The sequence below is a fragment of the Streptomyces sp. NPDC005435 genome (assembly GCF_040703155.1).
Taxonomy (GTDB): domain Bacteria; phylum Actinomycetota; class Actinomycetes; order Streptomycetales; family Streptomycetaceae; genus Streptomyces.
Genome location: NZ_JBEXEQ010000001.1, coordinates 158,352 through 184,906 on the forward strand (window position 1 = coordinate 158,352; position 26,555 = coordinate 184,906).

Sequence of the window (26,555 nt, forward strand, 5' to 3'; positions counted from 1 at the left end):
GGTACGTCTCCCTACTCGCCCGGGGCCCGCGCACGCGGGCACACTCCATCGCAAGCAGGGACTGTTGGCGGCGTCGATGCCGCGGTTCGGGTACGGCGAGCCCCACCGCCGCGCCGCGCCCCGAAGGCACGGCCGGTCACCCAGCCTACCCGGGGCCCGCCATGAGTGACCACGTCACCGGCGGGCCCGGGCTTCTACGGCTTTACGGCTCGTACGGCTCGTACGGCTCGTACGGGCTTCACCGCTTTACGAGCCGACGGTCAGCGGCAGGTCGTCCGTGTACGCGTTGATCGGCTGCGCCACGGTGTGGGTCTCGTGGACGTCCAGTGCGGCGGCCGCCGACTTGGTGCCGAGGGTGCCGGCCGGGTGCCAGGTGCCGGTGACCGAGAGCCAGGTGTTGGCGGGCGGGGCCTCCGGGCCGTACATCCGGAGCTTCACGGTCTGGGAGTCGGCCGCGCAGCACGTGAAGATGATCCGGGTCAGATACCAGCCGCCGTCCGCGCCGCCCGGCGTGACGAACCCGGTCAGCTGGACCGCGCGGCCCCTCAGCGACTTCGCCGGGTCCTGCTGGACGCGGTTGGTGAAGCCGGTCAGGGTCAAGGGGACGGGGGCGGTGGAGGCGGGGAGCGGGTCGAAGCGGGACTGGGTGACCGGGGGTGCGGACTTCGTGCTCGCGTGGGAGGCGGTGTAGGCGCCGAGGGCGGGTGGGGCGTAGACCAGGAGGCTGAGGGCGGGGAGGGCGAGGAGCCAGGCGACTTTGGGGGCGCGGGAGTGGTCGTGGCCGTGGTCCGTGTGGCCGGGGGCCGTGTGGTCGGGGCCCATGTGGTCGGGGCCCATGTGCCCGTGGTCCATGTGGTCATGACCCATGTGCCCGTAGCCCGTGTGGTCACGGTCCATGTGCCCGTGGTCCGTGTGGTCGCGGTCCATGTGCCCATGGCCCATGTGGTCACGGCCCATGTGCCCGCGGCCCACGTGCCCCCGGCCCACGTGCCCCCGGCCCACGTCGTCGGGGCCCACGTGCCCGCGGCCGCCCGACAACCGTCTCCCGCCCCCACGCATCTCCAGCACCAGGTTCATCACCCCCAGCACGATCAGCACCACCCCCGACGCGACCAGCAGCGGCCGCAGCCCCTCCTTCACGTACCGGAGGTACAGCGTCGTGAACAGGGAGGCGTGGAGCAGCCCCGCGCCCGTCAGGAAGAGCAGCCCGCTCTGTACGGTGCGTCTCACAGCAGCGCACCTCCCACCAGGACGCTCGCGGCGACCGCCACGACCGTCGTCGCCGCCGAGAAGCGGAGCGCGAACGCGCGGCCGAACGTGCCCGCCTGAAGGGCGATCAGCTTGAGGTCCACCATGGGGCCGACCACCATGAAAGCGAGCCGGGCCATGGGGGAGAAGCCCGTGAGCGAGGCCGCCACGAACGCGTCCGCCTCCGAGCACACCGCGAGCAGCACGGCGAGTCCGGCGAGGAAGGGCACCGCCAGCCAGGGTGAGCCGGAGAAGGTGTCGAGGACCGAGCGCGGGACGGCGACGTTGAAGGTGGCCGCGGCCATCGCGCCGAGGACGAGGAAGCCGCCCGCGTGCAGGAAGTCGTACTGGAAGCCGTGCCGGAACTCCGTCCAGCGGCTGTGTCCGTGCTGGTGCCCGGTGTGCCGTACGGCGGGGCGCAGCCACTTCTCCTTGCCGAAGCAGAGCCACAGCCAGCCCATCACGGCGGCGGTGGCCAGCGAGGCGAGCAGCCGGGCGGCGACCATCGCGGGGTTGCCCGGGAAGGCGACGGCGGTGGCGGTGAGCACGACGGGGTTGATGGCGGGCGCGGAGAGCAGGAACGCGAACGCGGCGGCCGGGGTGACACCCCGTCTGATCAGGCTGTTCGCCACCGGCACCGAGGCGCACTCGCACCCTGGGAGGATCGCGCCCGCGACCCCCGCGACCGGCACCGCGAGCGCGGCCCGCTTGGGCAGGACCCGGGTGAACAGGTCGGCGGGGACGAAGGCGTTGATGGCGCCGGACAGGGCGGTGCCGAGGAGCAGGAAGGGCAGCGCCTGGACGGCGATGGCGAGGCAGATGGTGCGCCACGCCTGGACGGCGGGCTGGTCGAGCCATCCGGTCCGGGCGAGCAGCAGCACCGCCGTGCCGACGGCGGCCGCCGCGACGAGGGCCACGGCGACGGGGCGGGGCCGGGGCCGCAGGACGGCGGGGCGCACCGGCGGGGTGGTGACGACTGTCGCCGTCCCGTCGGCCACACCCACCAGTTCATCCGTTTTTCCCATTTTCACTCCGGATGTCGGGTGTGGCCGACCTTATGCGAGCGGCGCGGGCGCGGCCGTGCGCACACGCCGTCTCACAGGGTTGCGCTCAGGCGGCGTACTGACCCACCTGGTAGTCCCCGGCGGGCAGCTGGAGCATGACGTTCATCCGGTTGTACGCGTTGATGAGCGCGACGAGCGTGACCAGCGCGAGCAGCTGCTCCTCGTCGTAGTGCTTGGCCGCGTTCGCCCACACCTCGTCCGGGACCCCGCCGGCCGCGTCCGCGATCCGGGTGCCCTGCTCGGCCAGCTCCAGGGCGGCGCGCTCGGCGTCGGTGAAGACGGTGGCCTCGCGCCACCCGGCGACCAGGTGCAGCCGCTGGTGGGTCTCCCCCGCGTGCACGGCCTCCTTGGTGTGCATGTCGAGGCAGAAGGCGCAGCCGTTGATCTGGCTGGCGCGGATCTTCACCAGCTCCTGCGTCGAGGCGGGCAGCGAGGACTCGGCGAGCGTGAGTCCGGCCGCGCCGAGGTGCTTGATGATCTTGCCGGAGATCGGGTTGGCGAAGACGTTGAGCCGTGCTTCCATGCCGCACTCCCTGGTGCCGTTTCCGATGGATACACGGTTACGACGGAGGACGGCGCCGGGATGTGACACGGCCCGGGGTGACCCGGGTCACTATTTGTTCCAGGTCTCGTCGTACGGGTCGCGCGGTGTCGGTACCGGCTTCGTGGACGTGACCTTCAGGTACGGGATGGGGCCGCCGTTGACCGGGTCGCGGGTCAGTTTCGGGGTGTACGTGCCCCTCACCTCCAGCCAGGCGTCGGGGCGCAGGACGGGCGGGAGTTGGCCGGTCAGGGCGATCTTGACCGGCTGGGCGTCGGCCGCGCAGCAGTTGAGGGCCATGCGGACGAGGTAGGGCCGGCCGGAGCCGTCCAGCGCGAGGAAGCCGGTGACACGGACGGCGCGGCCGTGCAGGGTGCGGCCGTGGCCGTAGGCGGCGCGGGAGGCGTAGTCGACGACGGTCAGCGGGACCGGGTTGCTCGCGGGCAACGGCTCGTAGCCGAAGGGCTTTTGGAGCGCGGTACCGGTGCGCAGGGCGCTGTACGAGCCGAGGGCGGGCGGGGCGACGAGGATGAGGGCGAGGAGGGGGAGGACCAGGAGCCAGGAGACGCCGGGCTCGGGGTGGGCGTGGGCCTCGTGATCGTCCCGTACGACCTCCTCCGCTGAACTTCCTTCCCGGGAGGCCGACTTCGCCCGCCGCCGCTCGTACCAGACCGTCGCCCCCGCCGTCACGATCAGCACCACCCCCGCCGCCAGCAGCAACGGCTGCAACCCCGCCTTGACGTACCGCAGATACAGATCCGTCGTGCCCGCGTGCAGCAGCGCGCCGCCGAGCAGGAAGAGGACCGCCGCCTGGGCGTGCCGGTTCACAGGAGCACCGCCCCGGTCAGGACCGCGCCCGCGACGGCGGCGGCGAAGGTGGCCGGGGCGAAGCGCAGCGCGAAGCCCCGGCCGAACGTGCCCGCCTGCATGGCGAAGAGCTTGAGGTCGATCATCGGGCCCACCACCAGGAACACGAGCTTGGCCGTCATCGAGAACTCGGTCAGCGACGCCGCGACGAACGCGTCCGCCTCCGAGCAGATGGAGAGCAGTACGGCGAGGACGGCAAGCGCGAGGACCGACAACACCGGGTTGTCGGCGGCCAGTCGGAGCCAGGTGGCCGGTACGACGGCCTTCAGCGTGGCGGCGGCCATCGCGCCGAGCACCAGGAAGCCGCCCGCGTGGACGGTGTCGTGGCGTACGGAGTTCCAGAACGTCTCGCCCTTCGTCGCGCCCTCGTGGGCGCCGTGGGCGCGGGTGCGCAGCCAGTCGGTGCGGCCGAGCCGCTGCCACAGCCAGCCCATGCCGCAGGCCACGAGGAGGCTCGCGCCGAAGCGGGCGAAGACCATCTCGGGGTTGTTCGGGAAGGCGACGGCGGTGGCGGTGAGGACCACGGGGTTGATCGCGGGCGCCGACAGCAGGAACGCGAACGCGGCGGCCGGCGTCACGCCCCGCCGCACCAGCGCGCCCGCGACCGGCACCGAGGCGCACTCGCAGCCGGGCAGGACGGCACCGGCGAGTCCGGCGACCGGTACGGCGAGCGCGGGCCTGCTCGGCAGCGCCCGGGCGAAGAAGGAGGCGGGCACGAACACCGCGAGCGCGGCGGACAGCAGCACGCCGAGGACCAGGAACGGCAGCGCCTGGACGGTGACGGCCACGAAGACGGTCGTCCAGCTCTGCATCACCGGGGTGCCGAGCGCGCCGCGGACCGGGGACTGGGCGAGCACGGCGAGCAGGAGGATCAGGGTCAGCACGAGGGGGGAGCTGAGGCGCGGGCGGCCCTCCCCGCCGGGCTCCCCCTCCCCGCCCCTGTGCGCGGGTGGGGCGTCCTCGGTGATGGCCACGGGTGTTCCCTCCGGATCGGTACTCCTTCGGGCGGTACGCACCCCGGGGCGCGCCCGTTCACGCCATGCCTGGAACCGGGCCGCTCCTTGGGGCACTCTTTTCCCTCGTGGGGAGCATTCCTGGGCAGGGCGGGTCGGGCGGAGCGTCCGGGCACATGGTGGTGTGCGGCGACGACGGACTCGCGCGCCGGCTGACCGCCGAACTGCGCGGAGTCTACGGCGAGCAGGTCGTCCTGGTCGTACCGCCGGGCGCGGACACGGCGGGGCCGCCGATGGTCGGGCCGCCCCGGTCGGCGTCGGCGGCGCTGTTCGACCGGATGGTGAACGCGGCGGTCGGGCGGGGCGCGGCGAACGCGGCCGTACCACCGCCTGTTCCTCAGCACTCCTACGGCGAGCACGTGCTGGAGGCCCCGGCCGCCACCGAGGCCGTGCTCGCCGAGGCGGGTGTGGACCGGGCGGCGGCGCTGGCGCTCGTGTACGAGGACGACGAGACCAACATCCGCGCGGCGCTGACCGCGCGGCGGCTGAACCCCCGTGTCCGGCTCGTACTGCGGCTCTACAACCGGCGGTTGGGCCAGCACATCGAGGAACTCCTCGACCAGGCAGCCGCGTTGGCCGCCGGTGACGACGAACTCGGGCTGCCCGACGGCTCGACCAGCGTGCTGTCCGACGCCGACACCGCCGCGCCCGCGCTGGCCGCCACCGCGCTCACCGGGACCAGCCGGGTGGTGCACACCGACGGGCTGATGCTGCGCGCGGTGGAGCGGGCGGCGCCGCCGGAGGGGGCACCCGGGCTGTGCACCCTGGCGCTGCTCTCGCCGCCCGACGCGGCGGACGGCTCCGCCGACCAGCGGCCCCGGATGCTGCCCTCCGACGAGGAGGTACGGCAGGCCGGGAACCGGTCGCGGATCGTGCTGGAGCAGGTCAGCGCGAGCGCGGGGCAGACGGCCGGGGCCGGGCTCGGCATGGGGGTCGTACCGCCGCTGGCCTCGCTGTTCTCACCGCGGCTGCGCTGGTCGCTGGCGGGGCTCGCGGCGTGTGTGCTCGCGCTGGCGGTGGCGCTGGCGCTCGTGACCGGCATCCATCCCCTCGGCGCCTTCTACCTCACGCTGCTCGACCTGTTCGCGATCGACGAGCCCGCGCTCGGGCAGCCGCTCGGCCGCCAGATCCTCCAACTCCTGTCCGGGCTCACGGGGTTGCTGCTGCTGCCGGTCCTGCTGGCGGCGGTGCTCGAAGGGCTCGGCACGTTCCGCACGGTGGGCGCGCTGCGCAAGCCGCCGCGCGGGCTCGGCGGGCATGTGGTGCTGCTGGGGCTCGGGAAGATCGGCACGCGGGTGCTGGTGCGGCTGCGGGAGCTGGACATCCCGGTGGTGTGCGTGGAGTCGGGCCCCGAGGCGCGCGGGCTCGCGGTGGCCCGGCGGCTGCGGGTCCCGGTCGTCCTCGGCGACGTCACCCAGGAGGGCGTCCTGGAGTCGGCGAAGATCCACCGCGCGTCGGCGCTGCTCGCGGTGACCAGCGCGGACACCACCAACCTGGAGGCGGCGCTGTACGCCCGCTCGCTGCACCCGGAGCTGAGGGTCGTCCTGCGGCTGTACGACGACGACTTCGCCACCGCCGTCTACCGCACCCTGCGCGCCGCCCACCCCCAGGCCACCACCCGCAGCCGCAGCGTCACCTATCTGTCCGCCCCCGCCTTCGCCGGCGCGATGCTCGGCCGCCGCGTCCTCGGCGCCTTCCCCGTCGAACGCCGGGTCCTCCTCTTCGCCTCCCTGGAAGTGACCGGCCACCCCGACCTGGAAGGCCGCACCCTCGCCGACGCCTTCCACCCCGGCACCTGGCGCGTCCTCGCCCTGGAGGGCCACCCGGACGCCACCCCGGACTACGTCCTGCGCAAGGGCGACCGCGTGGTCGTCGCGGCGACACGTCGGGGGCTGGCGGAACTCGGGTGAGTCCCGCCGGCCCCCTGAGGGTTCACCCGGTTCAGCGAGCCAAGTGCCGCCGCGCGAAGTCCATTTCCAGGCCCACCTGCTTGATCCGTTCGTCCACGACCAGGGAGCCGTGGCCCGCGTCGTAGCGGTAGACCTCGTGGGCGGCGCCGCGGGCGCGGAGGCGGTCGACGTAGTTGTCGATCTGGCGGATGGGGCAGCGGGGGTCGTTGACGCCGGCGGAGATGTAGACCGGGGCCTTGACCTGGTCGACGTACGTCAGCGGAGAGGACGCCTCGAAGCGGTCGGGGACCTCCTCCGGGGTGCCGCCGAGGAGGGTGCGGTCCATGGCCTTCAGCGCTTCCATCTCGTCGTGGTACGCCGTGACGTAGTCCGCGACCGGGACCGCCGCGATGCCCACCGTCCACGCCTCGGGCTGGGTGCCGAGGCCGAGGAGGGTGAGGTAGCCGCCCCAGGAGCCGCCGGTGAGGACCAGGCGCTCGGGGTCGGCGAGGCCGGAGGAGACGGCCCACTCGCGCACCGCGGCGACGTCCTCCAGCTCGATCAGGCCGACCCGGTGCTTGAGCGCGTCGGTCCAGGCACGGCCGTAGCCGGTGGAGCCGCGGTAGTTGACGCGGACCACGGCGTAGCCCTGGTCCACCCAGGCGGCCGGGCCCGCGGCGAAGGAGTCGCTGTCGTGCCAGGTCGGGCCGCCGTGGAGGTCGAAGACCGTGGGGAGCGGACCGGTGGCGCCCGCCGGCTTCTGGACCAGGGCGTGGATACGGCCGCCGGGGCCCTCCACCCACACGTCCTCCACCGCGACCGACGGCGGGCACGTCATGCCGGGCGGGTCCAGGACGACCCCGCCCGAGGTGGAGCGGACCACCGGCGGCTCGGCCGCCGACGACCACAGGTACTCCACGGCGCCGTCGGGCCGCGCCGTCGCCCCCGAGACCGTGCCCGGCGGGGTCGGGATACGGGTCAGCGTGCCGTCCGCCAGGTCGTAGCGGAACAGCTCGCTGCGCGCCTCGAAGCCGTGCGAGACCAGCAGCGCGCTGCCGTCCGGGTACCACTCGGCGGCCACGTCACCGGGCAGGTCGAGCGCGAGGTCGGTCTGCGAGCCGCTCGCCACGTCCCACACCAGCGGCTCCCAGCGGCCCCGGCGCTGATGCCCGATGAGCAGCCGGGTGTCCCCGTCGACCGGCGCGAAGCCCAGCACCTCCAGGCCCAGCTCCTCGGTGCCGCCGCGCGTGTCGTCCAGCTCGGCGACCGTGCTGCCGTCGGCCCGCAGCACGCGCAGCGCCGCGTGCATCGCGTCGCCGTGCTCGGTGTGCTCGATCGCGATCAGCGAACCGTCCCGGGAGAGGTCGCCGACCCCGGCGGACTCCCGGTCCCGGTACAGCTCCACCGGCTCCTCCCCCGCCCGCGCGAGGTGGATCGTCGTACCGTCCTCGTCCGTGGACCGCCCGACGACCGCCGTACGCCCGTCCCGCCCGAGCGCGAGCCCGGCCGGGTACGAGGGCGCGAGGCCCGGTACGGCCACCTCGTCCGGACCGCCCGCGAACGGCTGGCGGCGCCACACGCCGAACTCGTCGCCGTCCTTGTCGTCGAACCACCAGATCCACGCGCCGTCCGGGGACAGCACCCCGTCGGTCGTCCCGTTGGGCCGCTTGGTCACCTGCCGCTGGTCCCCGCTTGCGCGGTCCCACGCGTACAGCTCGTAGGTGCCGGTCGCGTTCGACACGAACAGCGACCGCTCCGGCGCGTCCTCGGCCCAGTCGGGCAGCGAAACGCGCGGCGCCCGGAACCGCTTCTCCCAGTCGGGCATCTCCACAGCTTCACTCATGCCCCTAGCATCCCCGACCCGGGAATCCCGCGTCGGCTTCGGGCGCACGTGGGCCCCCGGCGCGGGCGTTGCGGGGGGTCGCCGTACCGTTGGGGTGTGTACCGGTTTCTGCTGACACCCCGCTGGTGGGGCATCAACGTCTTCGTGCTGCTCGCCGTCCCGTTCTGTGTGTTCATGGGGTCCTGGCAGCTGAGCCGGTTCGAGGGGCGGGTGCAGGACTCCCGCGCCGCCACCGAGCAGGCCGCCTCCGACAGCGGCGAGAAGGCGCGGCCGCTGGCGTCGATGCTGCCCGTCGACAAGCGGACCTCGGGCGAGAAGGTCACCGCGAGCGGGCGGTACGGCAGGCAGCTGCTGGTCCCGGACCGGCAGCTCGACGGCCGTAACGGGTACTACGTGCTCACCCTGCTGCGCACCGGCAGCGGTCAGTCCCTGCCCGTCGTACGCGGCTGGCTGCCGGGCGACGCCGACGCGCGCACCGCGCCGAAGGCGCCCGCCGGCGAGGTCACCGTCACCGGCGCGCTCCAGGCGCCCGAGACCCCCGGGGACAACGGCGTCAGCGCCCAGGGCGGGCTGCCCGCCGGGCAGACGGGCGCGATCAGCCCGGCCTCGCTGGTCAACCTGGTGCCCGACAGGCTCTACGACGCGTGGGTGACCCTCGACAAGGCCGACGCGGGGATGAAGGCGGTCCCCGCCACCGCGCCCGCCGGGACCGGGCTCGACCTGAAGGCGTTCCAGAACCTCGGCTACACCGGTGAGTGGTTCGTCTTCGCGGGCTTCGTGGTCTTCATGTGGTTCCGGCTGCTGCGCCGCGAGGCCGAGGCCGTGCGCGACGCGGAACTCGGCATCCTGCCGCCCGAGCGGCAGGACACCGAGACCGGGGATCAGGCCTCCGGCACCATTCCGGTGTAGTAGACCGTCCCCGCGCACGCGTTCGGCACGGTCGCGGAGGCGCCCGGCGCGCCGCCCGCCCCGGTGTACGTCACCAGCACGCTGCCGTCGGCCGGGGCGCCGTCGGCCACCAGCTGGGGCGCCACGCCCTCCGTGCCGGTGTTCTCGGCACCGCCGCTCGCGCTGCCGTCCTGGCCGCCGCTCGGGCTCGGGTCGGGCGTGGGGTCGCCCCCGCCCGTACCGCCGGTGGCGCCGCCCTCGACGGGGCAGGTCTCCGAGGGGACGAACCCGAACCTCTCGGTGTACGACGCGCCCGGCTGGAGCACCAGCGTGGACACGACGAGACCGGGCGCGGGCAGCGCCGCCGCCGCGTCGCCGGGTACGTGCGCCGCGGCCGTGATCTTCGCCGGGTCGGCCGCGCCCTGGGCCACCGCGCCGACCGCGCCGGTGGCGGTGACCGTGCAGGCCGTACCGGAGGTGTTGGTCACGCGGAAGGTGCCGTAGACGACGCCGGAGGAGTCGGGGGCGTCCGTGCCGCCGGTCGCGCCGAGCTGGAGGGGCGTGCAGACGGGGGCGCCGGAGGCGAGGGGCGCGGAGGGGCCGGTGCCGCCGGTGGCGCCGTCGCCGCCGGAGTGCTTCCTGCCCGGCTTCTCCTTGCCGTCGCCGTCGCCGTGCTGCCCCACGGTGGTGCCCGCCTGGCCGCCGGTGCCCTCGGTGGCGCCGCCGCCGCTCTTGCCCTTGCCCTGGCTGCCCTGGGCGTCGGAGGACTGGCCCGCCATGGCGGTGTTGGGGTCGGTGCCGCCCGCGTTGGAGACGTGCACCAGGGCGGGGACGGCGGTGCAGAGGAACAGCGCGGCCGCCGCCATGCCCACGGCCGCCTGCCGCTTGCGCGCCCGCCGCGCGGGTACGGCATGCCGCAGCCGGTCCAGCGAACCGTCGCGGGGCGCGAGGTCGTCCACGGCGGAGTGCAGCAGCCGACGCAGCGCCAGCTCGTCGGAACCGAGCCCGGTCTCGACGTCCTGCGCCCCGCCCAGCCCGGTGAGCCGGGCGAGCTCGGCGAGCCCGTCCCCGGGTTCGGGTGTGGGTGCGGGTGCCTGCCCGGCGGGCTTGGCGGTGGGCTGCGGGGTCAGCTTCCGGGTCAGCGCCTCGTCCGGCTGCGGGTCCGGCTTCCGGGTCAGCGCCTCGCCCGACTGCGGGTCCGGCTTCCGCGTCGGCTGCTCGGCCGCCTGCTGGGGCAGCTTCTGAGTCAGCTGCTCGGCGCCCTCGGGGGCGGATGCCTTCCCGGCGGGCTTGGCGGCGGACTGCGAGGCCGGCTTCCGGGTCGGCTGCTCGCCCGGCTGCTGGGGCAGCTTCCGGGTCGGCTGCTCGGCGCCCTCGGGGGCGGGGGCCTTCCCGGCAGGCTTGGCGGCGGACTGCGAGGCCGGCTTCCGGGTCGGCTGCTCGCCCGGCTGCTGCGGCAGCTTCCGGGTCGGCTGCTCGGCGCCCTCGGGGGCGGGGGCCTTCCCGGCCAAGGGTGCCTTCGCAGTCGTGGGCATCTTGACGGTCTCGTCAGCCACAGCCGTCTCGGAGCGCCCGGTGGCCTCGGAGCCCTCAGCCACCCCGGGCTCCTCGGCCGCGCCGGAATCCTCGGCCGCCCCCGGAGTCTTCGCAGCCTCCGAAACCGCCGGAGGTGTCTCGCGTTCCTGTCCGGCCTTCCGGCCGTCCCCGTCGGGGCCGTGCTTCACAGTTCCGTTCCCAGCGTGCGTAGGCGTGTCGTCGTGGCCGGTGCTCGGGTCGCGCAGCGGATCCCGCTCGCGCGGAGCGTCCCCGCTCATGTCTTCGCCCCCATGGACACCCGCAGCGCGGCGATGCCCCGTGAGCCGTACGCCTTCACCGAGCCGAGCGAGATGCCGAGCGTCTCGGCGACCTGGGCCTCGGTCATGTCGGCGAAGTAGCGCAGCACCAGCACCTCGCGCTGACGTCGCTGGAGACCCTTCATCGCCTTGATGAGGGAGTCGCGCTCCAGCTGGTCGTACGCGCCCTCCTCCGCGCTCGCCATGTCCGGCATCGGCTTGGAGAGGAGCTTCAGGCCGAGGATGCGCCGGCGCAGGGCGGACCGGGAGAGGTTGACGACCGTCTGCCGGAGATAGGCGAGGGTCTTCTCGGGGTCACGCACACGTTTGCGCGCCGAGTGAACGCGGATGAACGCCTCCTGCACGACATCCTCGCAAGAGGCGGTGTCGTCGAGCAGCAGCGCCGCGAGCCCCAGCAGCGAACGGTAGTGCGCGCGGTAGGTCTCGGTGAGATGGTCGACGGTCGTACCGGCGGCCGCGTCGGCCGTCTGGTCCTCGGAGCCGTCGCGCTGGCCGGGTATGCGGGTCTGCCGTCCCGTGGGCATCGGCGCGATCACCGGCATGTCGCCGAGCGCGCGCGGCCGGAGGACGGCGCGGGGCGGACGGAGCGCCGCGGCGCCGCCTGCCGTTGGGGATACGCCCTGCTCGAAGAGCATGGGGGCGAATTCGAGTACCTCTGCCACGCCAGTTGGACACGCGCACCCCCACAAGGGTTGTACGTGCCGGGCGTCACATGTGCGACGACCGACGGTTCCTCAAGTGCCGCCATGCGTCCCGCTCTTCCCCTGTGTCCTCGTCGAACGGGCGTCACCCGCCCCCGATCACGGCGCTCCGCGCCGAGATCTCCGCGTCCCCGGCCCCACGCGGGTGCCCGCAAAGACGCTTGCCGCCCTCACGCGGTTGCGGAGGGCGGGAAGGAAATCCTCTGTTGTCGTGGAGCCGGGGTTCAAGTGGATTGGACCATGGTTCCGGCCACATTTCTTAAAATAATCCTACGGAATCCACAGGGTTCTCCCACCATTCCTACAGATTCCCGGCGACCAGCTCCGCGATCTGCGCGGTGTTGAGCGCGGCCCCCTTGCGCAAGTTGTCGCCGCAGACGAACAGTTCGAGCGCGGTGGGGTCGTCCAGGGCGCGCCGTACCCGCCCGACCCAGGTGGGGTCGGTGCCCACCACGTCCGCCGGGGTGGGGAATTCACCCGCCTCGGGGTCGTCGCACAGCACCACACCGGGCGCGGTCGCGAGGATCTCGCGGGCGCCGTCGACCGTGACCTCGTCCTGGAAGCGGGCGTGGACGGTCGCGGAGTGGACGGTGACGACGGGGACGCGGACACAGGTCACCGCGACCGGGAGGTCCGCCAGCCCGAGAATCCTGCGGGACTCCTCCCGCACCCCCAGCTCCTCGGTGGACCAGCCGTCCGCGCCGAGCGACCCGGCCCAGGGCACCACGTTGAGCGCGACCGGCTCCGGGAACGGCCCGGTCAGCTCGCCCGCCGCGCGCCGTACGTCACCGGGGGCGCCGCCCAGTTCCGTACCGGCGACCAGGGACAGCTGGGCGCGCAGGGTCTCGACCCCGGCCCGCCCGGCCCCGCTGACGGCCTGGTACGAGGAGACGACCAGCTCGCGCAGGCCGTACTCGGCGTGCAGCGCGCCGAGGGCGACGATCATCGACAGGGTCGTACCGCCCGGGCTCGCCACGATGCCGCGCGGCCGGTTGCGTACGGCGTGCGGGTTGATCTCGGGGACGACGAGCGGCACCTCGGGATCGCCCCGGAAGGCGCCGGAGGTGTCCACGACGACCGCGCCGCGCGCGGCGGCGAGCGGCGCCCACTCACCCGCGACCTCGTCGGGCACGGCGAACAGCGCCACGTCGATCCCGTCGAAGGCGTCCTCGGTGAGCGCGCCGACCTCGGTCTCCGCCCCGCGCACGGTCAGCTTGCGGCCGGCCGAGCGCGGGGAGGCGAGCAGCCGGATCTCGCCCCACACGTCGGCGCGGTGGGACAGGATCTGGAGCAGGACGGCCCCTACCGCGCCGGTCGCCCCCACGACCGCGAGGGCGGGGCGGGTGAGGCCCGTGGTCATCAGCGGCCGGTGCCTCCGTAGACCACGGCCTCGTCGCTGTCGGAGTCCAGGCCGAAGGCGGTGTGCACGGCGCGCACGGCCTCGGTCACGTCGTCGGCGCGGGTGACGACCGAGATGCGGATCTCGGAGGTGGAGATCAGCTCGATGTTGACGCCCGCGTCGCTCAGCGCCTCGAAGAAGGCGGCGGTGACGCCCGGGTTGGTCTTCATCCCGGCGCCGACGAGGGAGATCTTGCCAATCTGGTCGTCGTAGCGCAGGGAGTCGAAGCCGATGCCGGGGCGGTTCTTCTCCAGGGCGTCGATGGCCTTGCGGCCCTCGGTCTTCGGCAGGGTGAAGGAGATGTCGGTCAGGCCCGTGGAGGCGGCCGACACGTTCTGCACCACCATGTCGATGTTGATCTCGGCGTCCGCGATGGTGCGGAAGATGGCGGCGGCCTCGCCCGGCTTGTCCGGCACGCCGACGACCGTGATCTTGGCCTCGGAGGTGTCGTGCGCGACACCGGAGATGATGGCCTGCTCCACCTGCTGTACCCCTTGCTCGGTCGGCTCGCTGCTGACCCACGTGCCGCGCAGCCCGCTGAAGGAGGAGCGGACGTGGATCGGGATGTTGTACCGGCGGGCGTACTCCACGCAGCGGTGGAGCAGCACCTTGGAGCCGGACGCGGCCAGCTCCAGCATGTCCTCGAAGGAAATCCAGTCGATCTTGCGGGCCTTCTTCACCACGCGCGGGTCGGCGGTGAACACGCCGTCCACGTCGGTGTAGATCTCGCAGACCTCGGCGTCGAGGGCGGCGGCCAGCGCCACGGCCGTGGTGTCGGACCCGCCGCGCCCCAGCGTGGTGATGTCCTTCTTGTCCTGGCTGACGCCCTGGAACCCGGCGACGATCGCGATGTTGCCCTCGTCGAGCGCGGTGCGGATGCGGCCGGGCGTGACGTCGATGATCCGGGCTTTGTTGTGGACCGAGTCGGTGATGACGCCTGCCTGGCTGCCGGTGAACGACTGGGCCTCGTGGCCCAGGTTTTTGATCGCCATCGCCAGCAGGGCCATGGAGATACGCTCTCCGGCGGTCAGCAGCATGTCGAATTCACGTCCGGCAGGCATCGGAGACACCTGCTCGGCGAGATCGATCAGCTCGTCCGTCGTGTCGCCCATCGCGGAAACGACGACAACCACCTGGTTGCCGTTCTTCTTCGCTTCCACGATCCGCTTGGCGACGCGCTTGATGCCCTCGGCATCGGCTACGGAGGAGCCTCCGTACTTCTGCACGACAAGGCCCACGTGCGCTCCTCGCTCGGTTCGTTTGTGTCGGCTCAGTCTATCGAGCGTCCGAAATCGGCCACCGCGCTCCCGCATGGTGAGACATCGTCCGCCCGGTCCCGAACCTGCCCAGCCCACCGGCCCTCACGCGGAACGTGCCTCGCGTCACAGCCCGGAGGGCACTCCGGCGGCCGCCCCGGCGGCAGCCGTCCGGCCGCGTCAGCCGCCCTGCCGGATGCCGAGCGGGGTCCCGATCTCCTCCGCCATGACCCGCCCCGCCTCGATCTCCAGGACCTCCTCGTCCATGGACTCCTGGTCGGTGTCGAGACCGTCCAGCTCCTCCAGGGGCTGGTCCAGGCGGACGTGGATGAGGACGGACTGGAGGGCACGCAGCACGGCGGAGGCGGTGGGCCCCCAGTTGGAGAAGTAGGAGAACTGCCACCACCACAGCGCCTCGGTGGTGCGGCCCGCGCGGTAGTGGGCCATGCCGTGGCGCAGGTCGGTGATGAGGTCCGCGATGTCGTCCGAAATACGGGCCGGCACGGGTGCCTTGCTGGGCGCGTACGGGTCGAAGACCTCGGAGTAGACGTCGACCGGCTCCAGCAGCCGGGCGAGGTTCTCGCGCAGCTCGTCGACGTCCGGCTCGGGGCCGGGGTCGGGCTCGTAGCGCTCGTCGGGCACGAAGTCCTCGTGCGCGCCGAGCCTGCCGCCCGCCAGCAGCAGCTGGGAGACCTCCAGGAGCAGGAAGGGGACCGTCGAGCCGGGCTCGTCCCCCTTCGCCACCTCGGTGACGGCGACCAGGAAGCTCTCCACCTGGTCGGCGATCTGGACCGCGAAGTCGTCCGGGTTCTGCGTCGTGGCGTGCAGCGTGGCGTCAGACATCTAGGAGTCGTCTCCCCTCGAAGGCGCGGCCGAGGGTCACCTCGTCCGCGTATTCCAGGTCACCGCCGACCGGCAGGCCGCTGGCCAGGCGGGTGACCTTCAGACCCATGGGCTTGATCATGCGGGCGAGGTACGTCGCCGTGGCCTCGCCTTCGAGATTGGGGTCCGTGGCGAGGATCAGCTCGGTGACCGTGCCGTCCGCGAGCCGGGCCAGGAGTTCCCTGATGCGCAGGTCGTCCGGGCCGACGCCCTCGATGGGGCTGATGGCGCCGCCGAGGACGTGGTACGTGCCCCGGAACTCCCGGGTGCGCTCGACGGCGACCACGTCCTTGGGCTCCTCGACCACGCAGATGACCGAGGGGTCACGGCGCGGGTCGCGGCAGATGCCGCACAGCTCCTCCTGTGCCACGTTGCCGCAGGCCGCGCAGAACCGGACCTTGGCCTTGACCTCCAGGAGCGCCTGGGCGAGCCGCTTGACGTCCGTCGGCTCGGCCTGGAGCACATGGAAGGCGATCCGCTGCGCGCTCTTGGGACCGACGCCGGGCAGCCGCCCCAGCTCGTCGATGAGGTCCTGGACCACGCCTTCGTACAACGGACTGCCTTTCCTGGAGACCTTTCGGTACGTACGGTAGTTGCCCCGGCGTCAGAACGGCAGACCGGGGATCCCGCCGCCGCCCAGGCCCTGGGCCAGCGGGCCGAGCTTCTGCTGCTGGAGGGTCTGCGCGTTCTCGTTGGCCGCCTGCACGGCGGCGACGATCAGATCGGCGAGGGTGTCGGTGTCCTCGGGGTCGACCGCCTTCGGGTCGATCTTCAGCGAGCGCAGTTCACCGGAGCCGGTCACGGTGGCCCGCACCAGGCCGCCGCCCGCCTGGCCGTCGACCTCCGTGGCCGCCAGCTCCTCCTGGGCCCGCTGGAGGTCCTGCTGCATCTTCTGGGCCTGCTGGAGCAACTGCTGCATGTTGGGCTGGCCACCACCGGGAATCACGATCAGCTCCTGTCCGTACCGGCGCCGCGTACGCCGCTCTGGCACGAGCCTACGTGCTCCGGGCGGCCCTCGCCCCGCCACTCTTTCGAGTGAGAACGACCCCGACCGTATACCTGATCAAGGCCCTCTTACGGGCGGATTGCCCGGGAAAGCCACCACTTGGCCACCCATTGGGCGGTAGGAAGGGTGGCGCGCGCGTCATGGAGTGGGTCGGTTTCAGTAGGGAGTGCCGGGTGGGTCAGGCGGAGATGCAGCCCGAGGGTCCGCCGCAGGACGGCCGGGGCGGGGGCACGGCCGACCTGACGGGCCGGGCGTTCCCGCTGGGCGACTGGGGGGAACCGGCGGAGCGGCTGGACGAGCTGTACCGCTGGGTGGAGGACGGCGCGCTGCGCACGGCGGCGTGGTACCTCCGCGACCGCCTGTGGCGCCGCCGTACGGCCCGGCTGCTGCGGCTCGGCACGACGGCCGGGGTGGCGACGGGTGCCGTACTGCCCCTGCTGGACCTGACGCACGCGGTCCCGGGCGCGGCCCCCTGGGGGTACGTGGCGTTCGTGCTGGCCCTCGCCTGCACGGGCCTGGACCGCTACTTCGGCGTCTCCTCCGGCTGGATGCGCTCCGTCGCGACGGCCCAGGCGGTCGAACGGCGCCTGCGGACCCTGCAGTTCGAGTGGGCCTCGGAATGCGTCCGCGAGGTGCTGGGCCCGGCGGAGGGCACGGCGAGCGAGGCGGCGGAGCGCTGTCTCTCGGTGCTGCGGCGCTTCTCCGAGGACGTCTCGGACCTGGTCCGCGCGGAGACGGCCGACTGGATGTCCGAGTTCCGCGCCGCCCCCTCCCCGCTGACCCCGCACACCACCCCCCGGCTGCCCCGCCCGGACTCCGCCGTCCCCGCGCCCCGCCCGCTGCACTCCCCCCACCCGGCCGCCCGCCCGAACATGCCCCGGCAGCGGCCGCCGGAGCCCCGGTGACGTCCGCCGGAGCCCCGGTGACGTCCGCGCGGGCCCTCGGCCGAACCGGGGCCGGCGGCCGTAGAGTGCCCGCTCGTGGACAGACACATACGATTCGATCGGCTGCACAACTTCCGTGACCTGGGCGGCTATTCGGCCGGGGACGGTCAAGTGGTGCGCTGGGGACGGCTGTTCCGCTCCGACTCGCTGGGCAAGCTGGCCGGCGCGGACTGGGAGCGGTTCCTCGCGCTGGGCGTCGGCACGGTGATCGACCTGCGCTATCCGTTCGAGATCGAGGCGCGGGGGCGCGTCCCCGAGCACCCGTCGCTCGCGTACCACCACCTCAGCGTCGAGCACCGCCCCTACGACCAGCCCGGGCAGGGCCCGGAGGTGGAGACGGGGCCGTTCCTCGCCGGGAAGTATCTGGAGGTGGCGTACGACGGGGTCGCCGAGCTGCGCCGGGCCCTTGAGGTGATCGCGGCCGCCGAAGGCCCTGTGGTGTTCCACTGCGCGTCCGGCAAGGACCGCACCGGACTGCTGGCCGCGCTCGTCCTGGCCCTGCTGGGCGTCCCCGAGGCGGAGATCGTCGCGGACTTCACGCTCACCGAGCTCGCCACCGAGCGGCTGATCGCCGACTGGCGGGCCGACAACCCCGGCACGGTGGCGACCTGGCCGGGCCACCACCGTGCCCCCGCCGAGGTGATGCGCCTCTTCCTCGACAAGCTGACCGCCGAGCACGGCTCCGTCCGCGCCTACGCCCGCGACCTGCTCGGCGTGGACGACGACCTCGTGGCCGCCCTGCGCCGCGCCCTCCTGACCGGCCTGGACTTCCGGCGCGCGGACGAGCGCGACCTGCCCACGCTGGTACGGCTCCGGGACGACGCCGCCCGCTGGCAGATCGGGCGGGGCATCGACCAGTGGAAGCCGGGCGGGCTCGGCGAGGACCACTTCCGGGCGCGGCTCGCGGACGGCGAGGTCTGGCTCGCCACGCTGGGCCCCGGCGGGCCGGTCGCGGGCGCCTGGGAGCTGTGGTGGGACGACCCGGCGGCCTGGGGACCGCAGCCGCCCACCGCCGGTTATGTGCACCGCCTGATGACCGACCGCCGCACCGCGCCCCCGGGCACCGGCCGCCTCCTCCTTGCCGAGGCGGAGCGCCGTATCGCCGCCGCGGGCCGGACCCTGTGCCGGCTGGACTGCCTCGCGGACAACGCCCGCCTGCGGCAGTACTACGAGGCGGCCGGGTACGAGGTGGTGGGCGAGCAGTCCGCGAAGGACGGCGGCCTCGGCAGCCCGTACGCGGTCACCCTGCTGGAGAAGCGGCTCGTCTGAACGTCAGCCCTCCGCCGGTCAGTTGGCCGCCGGGGAGCAGGGTGAGGGTGGCCGGGGGGCCCGAGGCGCAGGTCGGGAGGTGCGTCGCGGGGGCGGCGAAGCGCAGGGAGCCCGGGGTCACCGCCGTCAGCCGGGCCGTCGCGACGCACTCGTGGGCCGGGGTCTCCGTCACCAGGGTCAGGAGGGTGTCGCCGACCCGGCCCTCGGTGAGGGTCAGCCGGTGGGCGCCGGCCAGCCAGGTGCCGACGTAGGCGGCGGGTACGGACTCCTCCGGCTCCGCGTCCACCGGCGGGGCTGCCGTGGGCCTGCCCTCCTGGAGCAGGGCGTAGACGGAGCCGCCCGCGCCGAGGGCGACCACCAGGGCCACGACGACGAGCAGGACGGTGGAGGGGGCGCCGCGCCGGGGTGGTGCGGGCGGGGCGGGCGGGCCGTAGGAATGGGCCTGGGGGTGGCCGTACGGTCCCTGGCCGCCACCGGCGGCGGCCGGCCATTGGTCGCCGTCACCCACGGCTCCGTGCTGCACCTCGTCCGAGGGTTCGACCGGTCCTGGTGCCGGTCCCGACGCCCGCTCCGACGGCCGCTCCCGCGACTCCTCCGGCCCCCACCGATCCACGACAGCCCCGCCCTCCCCCAAGGCGCGCACCCCCGTACGCGCGGCCCAGGCGCCGGCGGGACATCCCCCGCACATGCGCTGATTCCGAGAATAGTGGGGCGGCCCGGACCGGGGGCGTGGTCGCGGGCGGCGGCCGCAAAACCGACAGTCTGTCGCGCGTCGCGGGCACCCGGCAGGCAGCCCGCCGATGTCGTACGGCCCCCCGCGCCGCATACCCTCCCCGGCATGACGTCACAGCCGCAGGCACAGCCACAGCCGCACGCGACCCCCGACCCCGCCACCGGCCGCGCCGTGAAGGCCGCCGACCGGGCCCACGTCTTCCACTCCTGGTCCGCGCAGGAGCTGATCGACCCGCTCGCCGTGGCGGGCGCCGAAGGCTCGTACTTCTGGGACTACGACGGCAGGCGCTACCTGGACTTCACCAGCGGGCTCGTCTTCACGAACATCGGCTACCAGCACCCGAGGGTCGTCGCCGCGATCCAGGAGCAGGCGGCGAGGATGACGACGTTCGCGCCCGCGTTCGCGATCGAGGCCCGCTCGGAGGCGGCCCGGCTGATCGCGGAGCGCACCCCCGGCGACCTGGACAAGATCTTCTTCACCAACGCGGGCGCCGACGCGGTCGAGCACGCGATCCGTATGGCCCGGCTGCACACCGGGCGCCCGAAGGTGCTCTCGGCGTACCGCTCGTACCACGGCGGCACCCAGCAGGCGGTCAACCTCACCGGCGACCCGCGCCGCTGGCCCTCCGACAGCGGCACGGCGGGCGTCGTCCACTTCTGGGCGCCGTTCCTCTACCGCTCCCGTTTCTACGCGGAGACGGAGGAACAGGAGTGCGCGCGGGCGCTTGAGCACCTGGAGACGACGATCGCCTTCGAGGGGCCCGGCACGATCGCCGCGGTGATCCTGGAGACGATCCCGGGGACGGCCGGGATCATGGTCCCGCCGCCGGGGTACCTCGCCGGGGTGCGCGAGATCTGCGACCGCCACGGCATCGTCTTCGTCCTGGACGAGGTGATGGCCGGGTTCGGCCGTACCGGCGAGTGGTTCGCGGCGGACCTCTTCGGCGTCGTCCCCGACCTGATGACCTTCGCCAAGGGCGTGAACTCGGGGTACGTCCCGCTCGGCGGCGTCGCCATCTCCCCGGAGATCGCGGACACCTTCGCCACCCGCCCCTACCCCGGCGGCCTGACCTACTCCGGCCACCCGCTGGCCTGCGCGGCCGCCGTCGCCACGATCGACGTGATGGCGGAGGAGGGCATCGTCGACAACGCCAGGCGCCTCGGCGACACGGTCCTGCGCCCCGGCCTGGCCGCACTGGCCGAACGGCACCCGAGCGTGGGCGAGGTGCGCGGTACGGGCATGTTCTGGGCCCTCGACCTGGTCCGCGACCCCGACACCCGCGAACCCCTGGTCCCCTACAACGCCGCCGGCGCCGACAACACCCCCATGGCCGCCTTCGCCACCACCGCCAAGCAGCACGGCCTGTGGCCCTTCGTCAACATGAACCGCACCCACGTCGTCCCGCCCCTCAACATCACCGAGGCAGAACTGAAGGAGGGCCTGGCAGCGCTGGACGCGGCCCTGACGACAGCGGACGGCTTCCTGGCCTGACCCCCACCCCGGGGCACCGGCCGCGCTACGGTGCCCCGGTGCCCTGGCCCACGCCCACCCCCCTCGCCACCCCCCGCCTCCACCTGGAGCCCCTCCGTGTGGGGCACGCGCGGGAGGCGTTCGTGTTTCTGGACGACACCCGGCTGCACACCTGGACCGGCGGTGCGCCGGACACTCTCCCGGAGTTGGAGGCGCGCTACGCACGTCAGGTTGTCGGGGAGTCGCCGGACGGGGCCCGGGGCTGGCTGAACTGGCTGCTGCGGCGGAGGGCGGACGGGCGGCTGGTGGGGACTGTGCAGGCGACGCTGAGCCGGACGCCCGGGGGTGGGACAGAGGGGATGGTGGCGTGGGTGACGGGGGCGGCGTATCAGGGGGAGGGATATGCGCGGGAGGGGGCGCGGGCCATGGCGGGGTGGCTGCGGGCCGAGGGGGTGAGTCCGTTGGTGGCGTACGTCCGTCCCGGGCATCAGGCGTCCATGGCGGTGGCCCGGGGTCTGGGGCTGAGTCCGTCGGACGTGGTCGTCGACGGCGAGGTCCGCTGGAGCGGGGCGTGACCCGGGGACGGACAGTCAGGTCAGTTCCAGGGGGTCGCCGAGTCGTACGCGGCCGGGGTGCGCGACCGTCGCGAGGGCGTCCAGGCGGAGGTCGTGGGACTGGGCGACGGCGCGCAGGACCAGGGGGGAGTGCGGGAGGTCCTGCTGGGCCTCGTTGATCATCACGCACCGCTCGCTGGAGCGTTCGAAGCGGATGCGCAGGGCGGAGCCGATCCGGGCCGTGCCGCCGAACCAGTCGTCCTCCACGAAGGGCCGGGTGCCGGGCGGGGTCCGTATCAGCAGGTTGGGGCGGAAGCGCCGCTCGTCGACGGGGACGCCGGGGACGGCCGCGCGGACCCAGTCGAGGGTGGCGGTGGTCAGCACGCTCAGCGGGAGCTGGTCGAAGTGCGAGACCGCGTCCTCGCGCGCCACTTCGACGTCGTCCCGTCGCAGATGGTGCCGTACATAGCCGGTGGGGTCCGCCACCGGCGTGCCGTCCGGGTCCAGCAGCTCGGGGGTCCGGGTGGTCACGCCCCCGGGGTAGCGGGACCGCAGCCGCAGCAGCCCCGGCATCCGCCGGAACCGGCGCGTGTTCTTGCCCGAGCCCAGCTTCCCCCCGGCGTCCCGCACCGCGTAGAGCCGGTCGCCGACGAGGCCCCGGGCGTCCACCTCGGCCTCCTCCACCATCTCGCCGCCGGTGGATTTGATGGGGTACCGCCAGATCCGTTCGACCGTGCCGAGCACGCTGTCCCTCGCCATTCCCCTGCCCCCCTCCGAGCCGCGAGCGAGCATAGCCAGGTCAGGGCGCCGACCGCGGTCTTCCTGCCCGAAATCGGAACCGCACCTGCCGCTCGCGGGCGACGGCCGCGTAAGGTGACGTGCTCGTAGGGGATGAAAGATCGGCAGTGCGTACGAGTACCGCACCCATTCGTGTGAGGAGACTCCCGGACGATGGCCTCCACCGGTGGCGTGACGCGCAGTACCCTCCGTCAGCAGATCGCGGACGCGCTGCGCGACGAGGTGCTGGCGGGGCGGCTGCGGCCGGGGCGGGCGTTCACGGTGAAGGAGATAGCGGACCAGTACGGGGTGTCCGCGACGCCGGTGCGCGAGGCGCTGGTGGACCTGTCCGCGCAGGGGCTGCTCGAGGCGGACCAGCACCGCGGCTTCCACGTCCCCGAGTACTCCCTCGCCGACTACCGCTCCATGATCGAGGCCCGGAGCCTGATCACCGAGGGCATGTTCCGCGCCCTGCTGGACGGGCACACGGCGTTCGCGCATCCCGAAGACCCGTGCACGGCGGCCGCGTTGGCGGCGGTACGGCGCCGGGGCGAGGAGGCGAAGCGGGCGAACGCGGCCGGCGACCTGACCGTCCTCGTCGGCTACGACCTCCGCTTCTGGCGCGAGCTGAGCGTGCTGTTCGGCAACCCCTACCTCGCCGACTTCCTCCACCGCCTCCGCCTGCGCTCCTGGGTCTGCGCGGTCCAGCACCTGCGCCGCCGCCCCGAGCCGCACGAGGTGCGCGGGCGGCTGTGGGCGGGCCACACGGACCTCATCGACGCGCTGTCCCGCCGGGAGGCGGAGGTGGCCCGCGCGATCGTGGCCGAGGCCAACGCGCACTCGCTGTCGCTGGTGGAGCGGCTGGCGGCGGAACAGGCGGGATAGCGCCCCCGGCGGAGGGGCCGGCGGGGCAGCGCCCCCGGCGGAGGGGCCGGCGGGGCAGCGCCCCCGGTGGCGGGACCGGCCGAGGAGCCGGCCGCTACTCCGCGAACAGGTTCACCAGGTTGTACGGCGCGTCGTCGCCCAGCATCTCCCGCAGATCCACCCCGTCGAGCGCGGCCGCGGCGCTGCGCGGGAACATCTCCCGCTCGTACGCCGTGAGCGCGGCCTCCACGTCGCCCGGGTGCGCGGCGATGGCCTTGCCGAGTTCGGCGCCGTCGAAGAGGGCCAGGTTGGCGCCCTCGCCGTTCGGGGCCGTGAGGTGGGCGGCGTCGCCGAGGAGGGTCACGCCCGGGACCCGGTCCCAGCGGTGCTCGTCGGGCAGGGCGTGGATGTGGCGCAGTACCGGCGCGGTGTCGCCGTCGGCGATGAGCGCGGTCAGCTCCGGCGCCCAGTCGCCGAACTCGCCCGCGATCCGCGTAAGCGCCGGGGCGGTGTCGGTGAGGTCGACGCCGTCGAACCAGTCGCGCGGCCGGACGAGCATCACCCAGGTGTGCAGGTCGCCGTCCCGCTCCCGGTGCACGAGGACGCCCCGGCCCGGCGCGAGCACCATGGTCGAGCCGTCGCAGACGAGCTTCGCGCTGCGCGGGTGCCGGGTGGAGGCGTCGAGCAGATAGGTCTCGACGAAGGAGACGCCGGTGTACTCGGGCGTCGCCCCGGAGAGCAGCGGCCGCACCCGGGACCAGGCGCCGTCCGCGCCCACCAGCAGCTGCGTCTCCACGGAGGTGCCGTCGGCGAAGGCCACCTCGTGCCGTCCGCCGCCGAGCCCGCGCACCCCGGCGACCTTGTGCCCCCATCGCACGGTGCCCTCCGGCAGCGAGTCGAGCAGCAGCTGCCGCAGCTCGCCGCGCGGTACCTCGGGGTTGGTGCCCGTACCGTCGTCGGGCAGGTCGAGCAGCACCTCGCCGTCCCGGCTCAGGACGCGGGTCGCCTGGCGCCCTTCGAGGATGAGCGCGCGGAACTCCTCGTAAAGACCGGCGTCCCGCAACGCCAACTGCCCGTTGTAGTCCCGGATGTCGAGCAGCCCGCCCTGCGCCCGCGCCTCCGGGGACGCCTCCGCCTCGTAGACGGTGGACGTGATGCCGTGGACGTGCAGGACGCGGGCGAGCGTGAGGCCGCCGAGTCCGGCGCCGATGATCGTGACGTGTGTGTTCATGGCCCCAACGTCCCAAGCGCGGCCGACAAAGCCCCGACACATGGCCGACAGCCGCACCCGCCGCCCGACAGCACGACGACACTGTCCCGGAAACCACCTTCCGCCCCGGAACTTGGAGCCGTTGATGACCGTCCGCCGAGTCGTCCCCAACCTCCACGCGCAGGCCCTTGAGGAAAGCCGCGCCTTCTACGGCCTCCTCGGCTTCGAGGAGGTCATGAACCACGGCTGGATCCTGACCCTGGCCTCCCCCGCCCACCCGACGGCCCAGCTGAGCGTGATGACCACCGACGCGACGGCACCGGTGGTCCCCGACCTCAGCGTGGAGGTGGACGACGTGGACGCGGCCTACGCGACCCTGCGTGCCCGGGGCGCCGAGATCCTGCACCCCCTCCAGGACGAACCCTGGGGAGTACGCCGCTTCTTCGTCCGCGACCCGAACGGCAAGGTGGTCAACGTGCTGGCCCACCGCGCCTGAGGGGGGTTCCTCGGCCCCCACCCCCTGATGTATCGTTTCTCGATAACATCGTTAATCGATAAGCGGGGTGGCTGTCATGACGCAGGACCAGAAGCTGCTCGAACCCATGGCCACCGTCACCTCGGTGGTCCTGCGTCTGCTCATGGCCTCGGTCATCACCGGGTTCGTCCTCTTCATCGTCCACGGCTGGGGCGGCCGCAGCGTCTGCCTCACGGACTGGACCTCCAGCAGCTCGTACGCGCCACGGGACTTCGCCCCCGAACCGGGCGCCGTCGTCGACTCCGTTCCGCGCTACTGCGCCCGGAGCGCGACGGCCTCGCAGAACGCCCTCGCCAGTCTCGGCCCGCTGGCCTCGCTCGCCCTGTACGCCGGGGGCCTCTTCCTCCTCGACCGGCTGCTCCGCGGCGCCTCGCGCGACGGGGTGCACACGGCGCGGGCCGCCGGCCGGCTACGGCTGCTGGGGTGGTGGCTCCTGGTGGGCAGCGTGGTGGCGGCGACCGTCGCGGCCGTCTCGCGAAGGGCCCTCATGGCATCGCTCGCCCGCAGCGCCGACCTCACGGCGCTCTCCTGGCTCCAGGACTGGAACGCGCCCTACCTGGCCGTGATCGTCGGCCTGGGCCTGCTGACCTTCTCCCGCATCACCCGCGCCGGCGCGGCGATGCGGGAAGACCTGGAAGGGCTCGTCTGATGCCCCCCGAGGAAGGTGACGGCCACGCCGTCGAGGTCCATCTCGACAAGCTCCTCCAACAGCGCGGCATGACCCTCGCCGAACTGGCCGCCCGGGTGGGCGTGACCAACGTCAACCTCTCCGTCCTCAAGAACGGCCGCGCGAAGGCGATCCGCTTCAGCACGCTCACCCGTATCTGCGAGGTGCTGGACTGCCAGCCCGGCGACATCCTCACCGTCCGGACGGTTCCGCCCGTACCCGCTCGGCCTGCTCCCCCGGCCTGACCCGCGCGAAGCCCTCCGTCCACTCGTCCTCGTCCAGCTCGTACGGGTCGCAGGAGAAGCAGTCCGGTTCGTCGCGGAAGCCCGGCAGCAGGCGGGCCTGCCGGAGCCGTTCCGCCGCCCGCTCGGGGGTGGAGTAGATGCCGAGCAGCTTGACGTCGTCGCCGGCCGACTCGTCGCAGAACACGCCGTTTCGATCGACGTGGACGGTCGAGCCGTTCTCGCCGGCCTCGTTCTGGTGGCCCACATGCCACAGGGGGTACACGATCACGGCCGCGAAGCCAGCAGCGCCCTCGCGGGGAGGCGATGCGGTTTCGCGTGACGGTGAGCAACAGGGGCGTGCGGATGTCGAGTTGAGCGGCGCAGTCGGCGACGGTTTCGGCCGGCCGGCCGCGTCGCGTGAAGCGGCGTCGTGCCCCAGCCCCGGCAGGAGGGCCTGGAGGGCGGAGAGCCGCACCGTCCCGATCCGCGCCGTGGTGTCCCAGGCACAGCGTAGGAACGGCTGCACGGGAAGCGGCCGTTCCTCCGCCACCGCCCCGGCATCATTCATGCCCCAGAGCCCAGGCACGCCCCCTTCTTCGAGCCATCCCATGGCAAGCGACCGCTGGTAGAACAACTGATACGCGTCGTGCTCGGACGCGGGATCGTGCCAGGCGTACCGGATCAGCTCCCCGTAGAGCGCCGCGAACATGGCACCCGCCGTACGCCGGCCCGTCGGCGCGATGCGTGGCCGAACGGTGTCACCCTCCTCCGACACATCCCCCTCCACGGCTCAGTGACCCCCCACGCTACGCCTCACGGGGCCCAGAACAGCGAAGACCACGCCACCAAGACTGTGGT

At 73.4% G+C, this 26,555-nt stretch carries 27 protein-coding genes; 10 read left to right on the forward strand and 17 right to left on the reverse strand.

Translation table 11 applies throughout. The annotated features are described in order from the left end of the window. Window positions 1-246: 246 nt before the first annotated feature. The 5 genes from AB0898_RS00740 to AB0898_RS00760 all read right to left on the reverse strand — a co-directional run bounded on the left by AB0898_RS00740 (window position 247) and on the right by AB0898_RS00760 (window position 4,694). Window positions 247-1,230, reverse strand: coding sequence for a TIGR03943 family putative permease subunit (locus tag AB0898_RS00740; RefSeq protein WP_366800634.1), 984 nt, complete (start codon window positions 1,228-1,230; stop codon window positions 247-249). Then, complete coding sequence (locus AB0898_RS00745) at window positions 1,227-2,273, reverse strand: permease (RefSeq protein WP_366800635.1); 1,047 nt, start codon at window positions 2,271-2,273, stop codon at window positions 1,227-1,229. The genes AB0898_RS00740 and AB0898_RS00745 overlap by 4 nt, the downstream gene beginning before the upstream one ends. 85 nt (window positions 2,274-2,358) lie before the next feature. Then, complete coding sequence (locus AB0898_RS00750) at window positions 2,359-2,835, reverse strand: carboxymuconolactone decarboxylase family protein (RefSeq protein ID WP_366800636.1); 477 nt, start codon at window positions 2,833-2,835, stop codon at window positions 2,359-2,361. A 90-nt stretch (window positions 2,836-2,925) separates the two neighbouring features. Continuing rightward, entirely contained in the window at window positions 2,926-3,681 is a 756-nt protein-coding gene (locus tag AB0898_RS00755; RefSeq protein ID WP_366800637.1) for a TIGR03943 family putative permease subunit, read from the reverse strand. Next, entirely contained in the window at window positions 3,678-4,694 is a 1,017-nt protein-coding gene (locus tag AB0898_RS00760) for a permease (RefSeq protein ID WP_366800638.1), read from the reverse strand. Before AB0898_RS00760 ends, AB0898_RS00755 begins: the two co-directional genes overlap by 4 nt. Before the next feature lie 155 nt (window positions 4,695-4,849). Here AB0898_RS00760 and AB0898_RS00765 point away from each other — a divergent pair, with 155 nt between their 5' ends. Beyond that, window positions 4,850-6,643, forward strand: coding sequence for an NAD-binding protein (locus tag AB0898_RS00765; RefSeq protein WP_366801032.1), 1,794 nt, complete (start codon window positions 4,850-4,852; stop codon window positions 6,641-6,643). A gap of 31 nt (window positions 6,644-6,674) precedes the next feature. Here AB0898_RS00765 and AB0898_RS00770 read toward each other — a convergent pair whose 3' ends face one another. Next, entirely contained in the window at window positions 6,675-8,465 is a 1,791-nt protein-coding gene (locus tag AB0898_RS00770; RefSeq protein ID WP_366800639.1) for a prolyl oligopeptidase family serine peptidase, read from the reverse strand. 96 nt (window positions 8,466-8,561) lie between these two features. On the opposite strand from AB0898_RS00770, the gene AB0898_RS00775 reads away from it, so the two are divergent. After that, complete coding sequence (locus AB0898_RS00775) at window positions 8,562-9,374, forward strand: SURF1 family protein (RefSeq protein ID WP_366800640.1); 813 nt, start codon at window positions 8,562-8,564, stop codon at window positions 9,372-9,374. Here AB0898_RS00775 and AB0898_RS00780 read toward each other — a convergent pair. From AB0898_RS00780 to AB0898_RS00810, 7 genes are all read right to left on the reverse strand, one after another. Next, the gene (locus AB0898_RS00780; protein ID WP_366800641.1) at window positions 9,347-10,951 is read right to left on the reverse strand and encodes a hypothetical protein; all 1,605 of its coding nucleotides are present in this window, start codon (window positions 10,949-10,951) and stop codon (window positions 9,347-9,349) included. The two genes, AB0898_RS00775 and AB0898_RS00780, sit on opposite strands and share 28 nt — an antisense overlap. A gap of 212 nt (window positions 10,952-11,163) precedes the next feature. Then, on the reverse strand, window positions 11,164-11,868 hold the full coding sequence (locus AB0898_RS00785; protein ID WP_407078268.1) for a SigE family RNA polymerase sigma factor: 705 nt from the start codon (window positions 11,866-11,868) through the stop codon (window positions 11,164-11,166). A 340-nt stretch (window positions 11,869-12,208) separates the two neighbouring features. Beyond that, window positions 12,209-13,267, reverse strand: coding sequence for an aspartate-semialdehyde dehydrogenase (locus AB0898_RS00790; RefSeq protein ID WP_366800642.1), 1,059 nt, complete (start codon window positions 13,265-13,267; stop codon window positions 12,209-12,211). Continuing rightward, window positions 13,267-14,544 carry an aspartate kinase gene (locus AB0898_RS00795; protein ID WP_366800643.1) on the reverse strand — a complete coding sequence of 426 codons (1,278 nt, stop codon included), beginning with the start codon at window positions 14,542-14,544 and terminating at the stop codon, window positions 13,267-13,269. Before AB0898_RS00795 ends, AB0898_RS00790 begins: the two co-directional genes overlap by 1 nt. 198 nt (window positions 14,545-14,742) lie before the next feature. Then, window positions 14,743-15,405: a DUF5063 domain-containing protein gene (locus AB0898_RS00800; protein WP_366800645.1), complete on the reverse strand. Its 663-nt coding sequence runs from the start codon at window positions 15,403-15,405 to the stop codon at window positions 14,743-14,745. Then, complete coding sequence (recR, locus tag AB0898_RS00805) at window positions 15,398-15,997, reverse strand: recombination mediator RecR (protein WP_366800646.1); 600 nt, start codon at window positions 15,995-15,997, stop codon at window positions 15,398-15,400. The genes AB0898_RS00800 and recR overlap by 8 nt, the downstream gene beginning before the upstream one ends. 51 nt (window positions 15,998-16,048) lie before the next feature. Then, entirely contained in the window at window positions 16,049-16,390 is a 342-nt protein-coding gene (locus AB0898_RS00810; protein ID WP_366800647.1) for a YbaB/EbfC family nucleoid-associated protein, read from the reverse strand. Window positions 16,391-16,623: 233 nt separating this feature from the next. Between AB0898_RS00810 and AB0898_RS00815 the strand changes: the two genes are divergently transcribed. Together AB0898_RS00815 and AB0898_RS00820 are read left to right on the forward strand one after the other, a co-directional pair. Beyond that, window positions 16,624-17,355, forward strand: coding sequence for an SLATT domain-containing protein (locus AB0898_RS00815; RefSeq protein ID WP_366800648.1), 732 nt, complete (start codon window positions 16,624-16,626; stop codon window positions 17,353-17,355). A 75-nt stretch (window positions 17,356-17,430) separates the two neighbouring features. Continuing rightward, window positions 17,431-18,663: a tyrosine-protein phosphatase gene (locus tag AB0898_RS00820; protein WP_366800649.1), complete on the forward strand. Its 1,233-nt coding sequence runs from the start codon at window positions 17,431-17,433 to the stop codon at window positions 18,661-18,663. On the opposite strand, the gene AB0898_RS00825 is transcribed toward AB0898_RS00820, so the two are convergent. Further along, a complete protein-coding gene (locus AB0898_RS00825; protein ID WP_366800650.1) occupies window positions 18,635-19,186 on the reverse strand; it encodes a hypothetical protein in 552 nt (183 codons plus the stop codon). The genes AB0898_RS00820 and AB0898_RS00825 overlap by 29 nt on opposite strands. 315 nt (window positions 19,187-19,501) lie before the next feature. Between AB0898_RS00825 and AB0898_RS00830 the strand changes: the two genes are divergently transcribed. Continuing rightward, a complete protein-coding gene (locus AB0898_RS00830) occupies window positions 19,502-20,887 on the forward strand; it encodes an aspartate aminotransferase family protein (protein WP_366800651.1) in 1,386 nt (461 codons plus the stop codon). A 38-nt stretch (window positions 20,888-20,925) separates the two neighbouring features. Next, the gene (locus tag AB0898_RS00835; RefSeq protein WP_366800652.1) at window positions 20,926-21,441 is read left to right on the forward strand and encodes a GNAT family N-acetyltransferase; all 516 of its coding nucleotides are present in this window, start codon (window positions 20,926-20,928) and stop codon (window positions 21,439-21,441) included. A gap of 15 nt (window positions 21,442-21,456) precedes the next feature. Here the strand turns inward: AB0898_RS00835 and AB0898_RS00840 are convergent, their stop codons facing one another. Beyond that, window positions 21,457-22,179 carry an MOSC domain-containing protein gene (locus AB0898_RS00840; RefSeq protein WP_366800653.1) on the reverse strand — a complete coding sequence of 241 codons (723 nt, stop codon included), beginning with the start codon at window positions 22,177-22,179 and terminating at the stop codon, window positions 21,457-21,459. 192 nt (window positions 22,180-22,371) lie between these two features. Between AB0898_RS00840 and AB0898_RS00845 the strand changes: the two genes are divergently transcribed. Beyond that, window positions 22,372-23,082 (forward strand): GntR family transcriptional regulator, encoded by a 711-nt coding sequence (locus tag AB0898_RS00845; RefSeq protein WP_366800654.1) that lies wholly within the window; start codon window positions 22,372-22,374, stop codon window positions 23,080-23,082. A gap of 94 nt (window positions 23,083-23,176) precedes the next feature. Here the strand turns inward: AB0898_RS00845 and AB0898_RS00850 are convergent, their stop codons facing one another. Next, entirely contained in the window at window positions 23,177-24,292 is a 1,116-nt protein-coding gene (locus AB0898_RS00850) for an FAD-dependent monooxygenase (protein ID WP_366800655.1), read from the reverse strand. Between the two features lie 124 nt (window positions 24,293-24,416). Between AB0898_RS00850 and AB0898_RS00855 the strand changes: the two genes are divergently transcribed. From AB0898_RS00855 to AB0898_RS00865, 3 genes are all read left to right on the forward strand, one after another. After that, entirely contained in the window at window positions 24,417-24,767 is a 351-nt protein-coding gene (locus AB0898_RS00855; protein WP_366800656.1) for a VOC family protein, read from the forward strand. Between the two features lie 76 nt (window positions 24,768-24,843). Then, window positions 24,844-25,455 carry a hypothetical protein gene (locus AB0898_RS00860; protein ID WP_366800657.1) on the forward strand — a complete coding sequence of 204 codons (612 nt, stop codon included), beginning with the start codon at window positions 24,844-24,846 and terminating at the stop codon, window positions 25,453-25,455. Next, window positions 25,455-25,718: a helix-turn-helix transcriptional regulator gene (locus tag AB0898_RS00865; protein WP_366800658.1), complete on the forward strand. Its 264-nt coding sequence runs from the start codon at window positions 25,455-25,457 to the stop codon at window positions 25,716-25,718. Before AB0898_RS00860 ends, AB0898_RS00865 begins: the two co-directional genes overlap by 1 nt. On the opposite strand, the gene AB0898_RS00870 is transcribed toward AB0898_RS00865, so the two are convergent. After that, a complete protein-coding gene (locus tag AB0898_RS00870) occupies window positions 25,666-26,406 on the reverse strand; it encodes a hypothetical protein (RefSeq protein WP_366800659.1) in 741 nt (246 codons plus the stop codon). The genes AB0898_RS00865 and AB0898_RS00870 overlap by 53 nt on opposite strands. Window positions 26,407-26,555 lie beyond the last annotated feature (149 nt).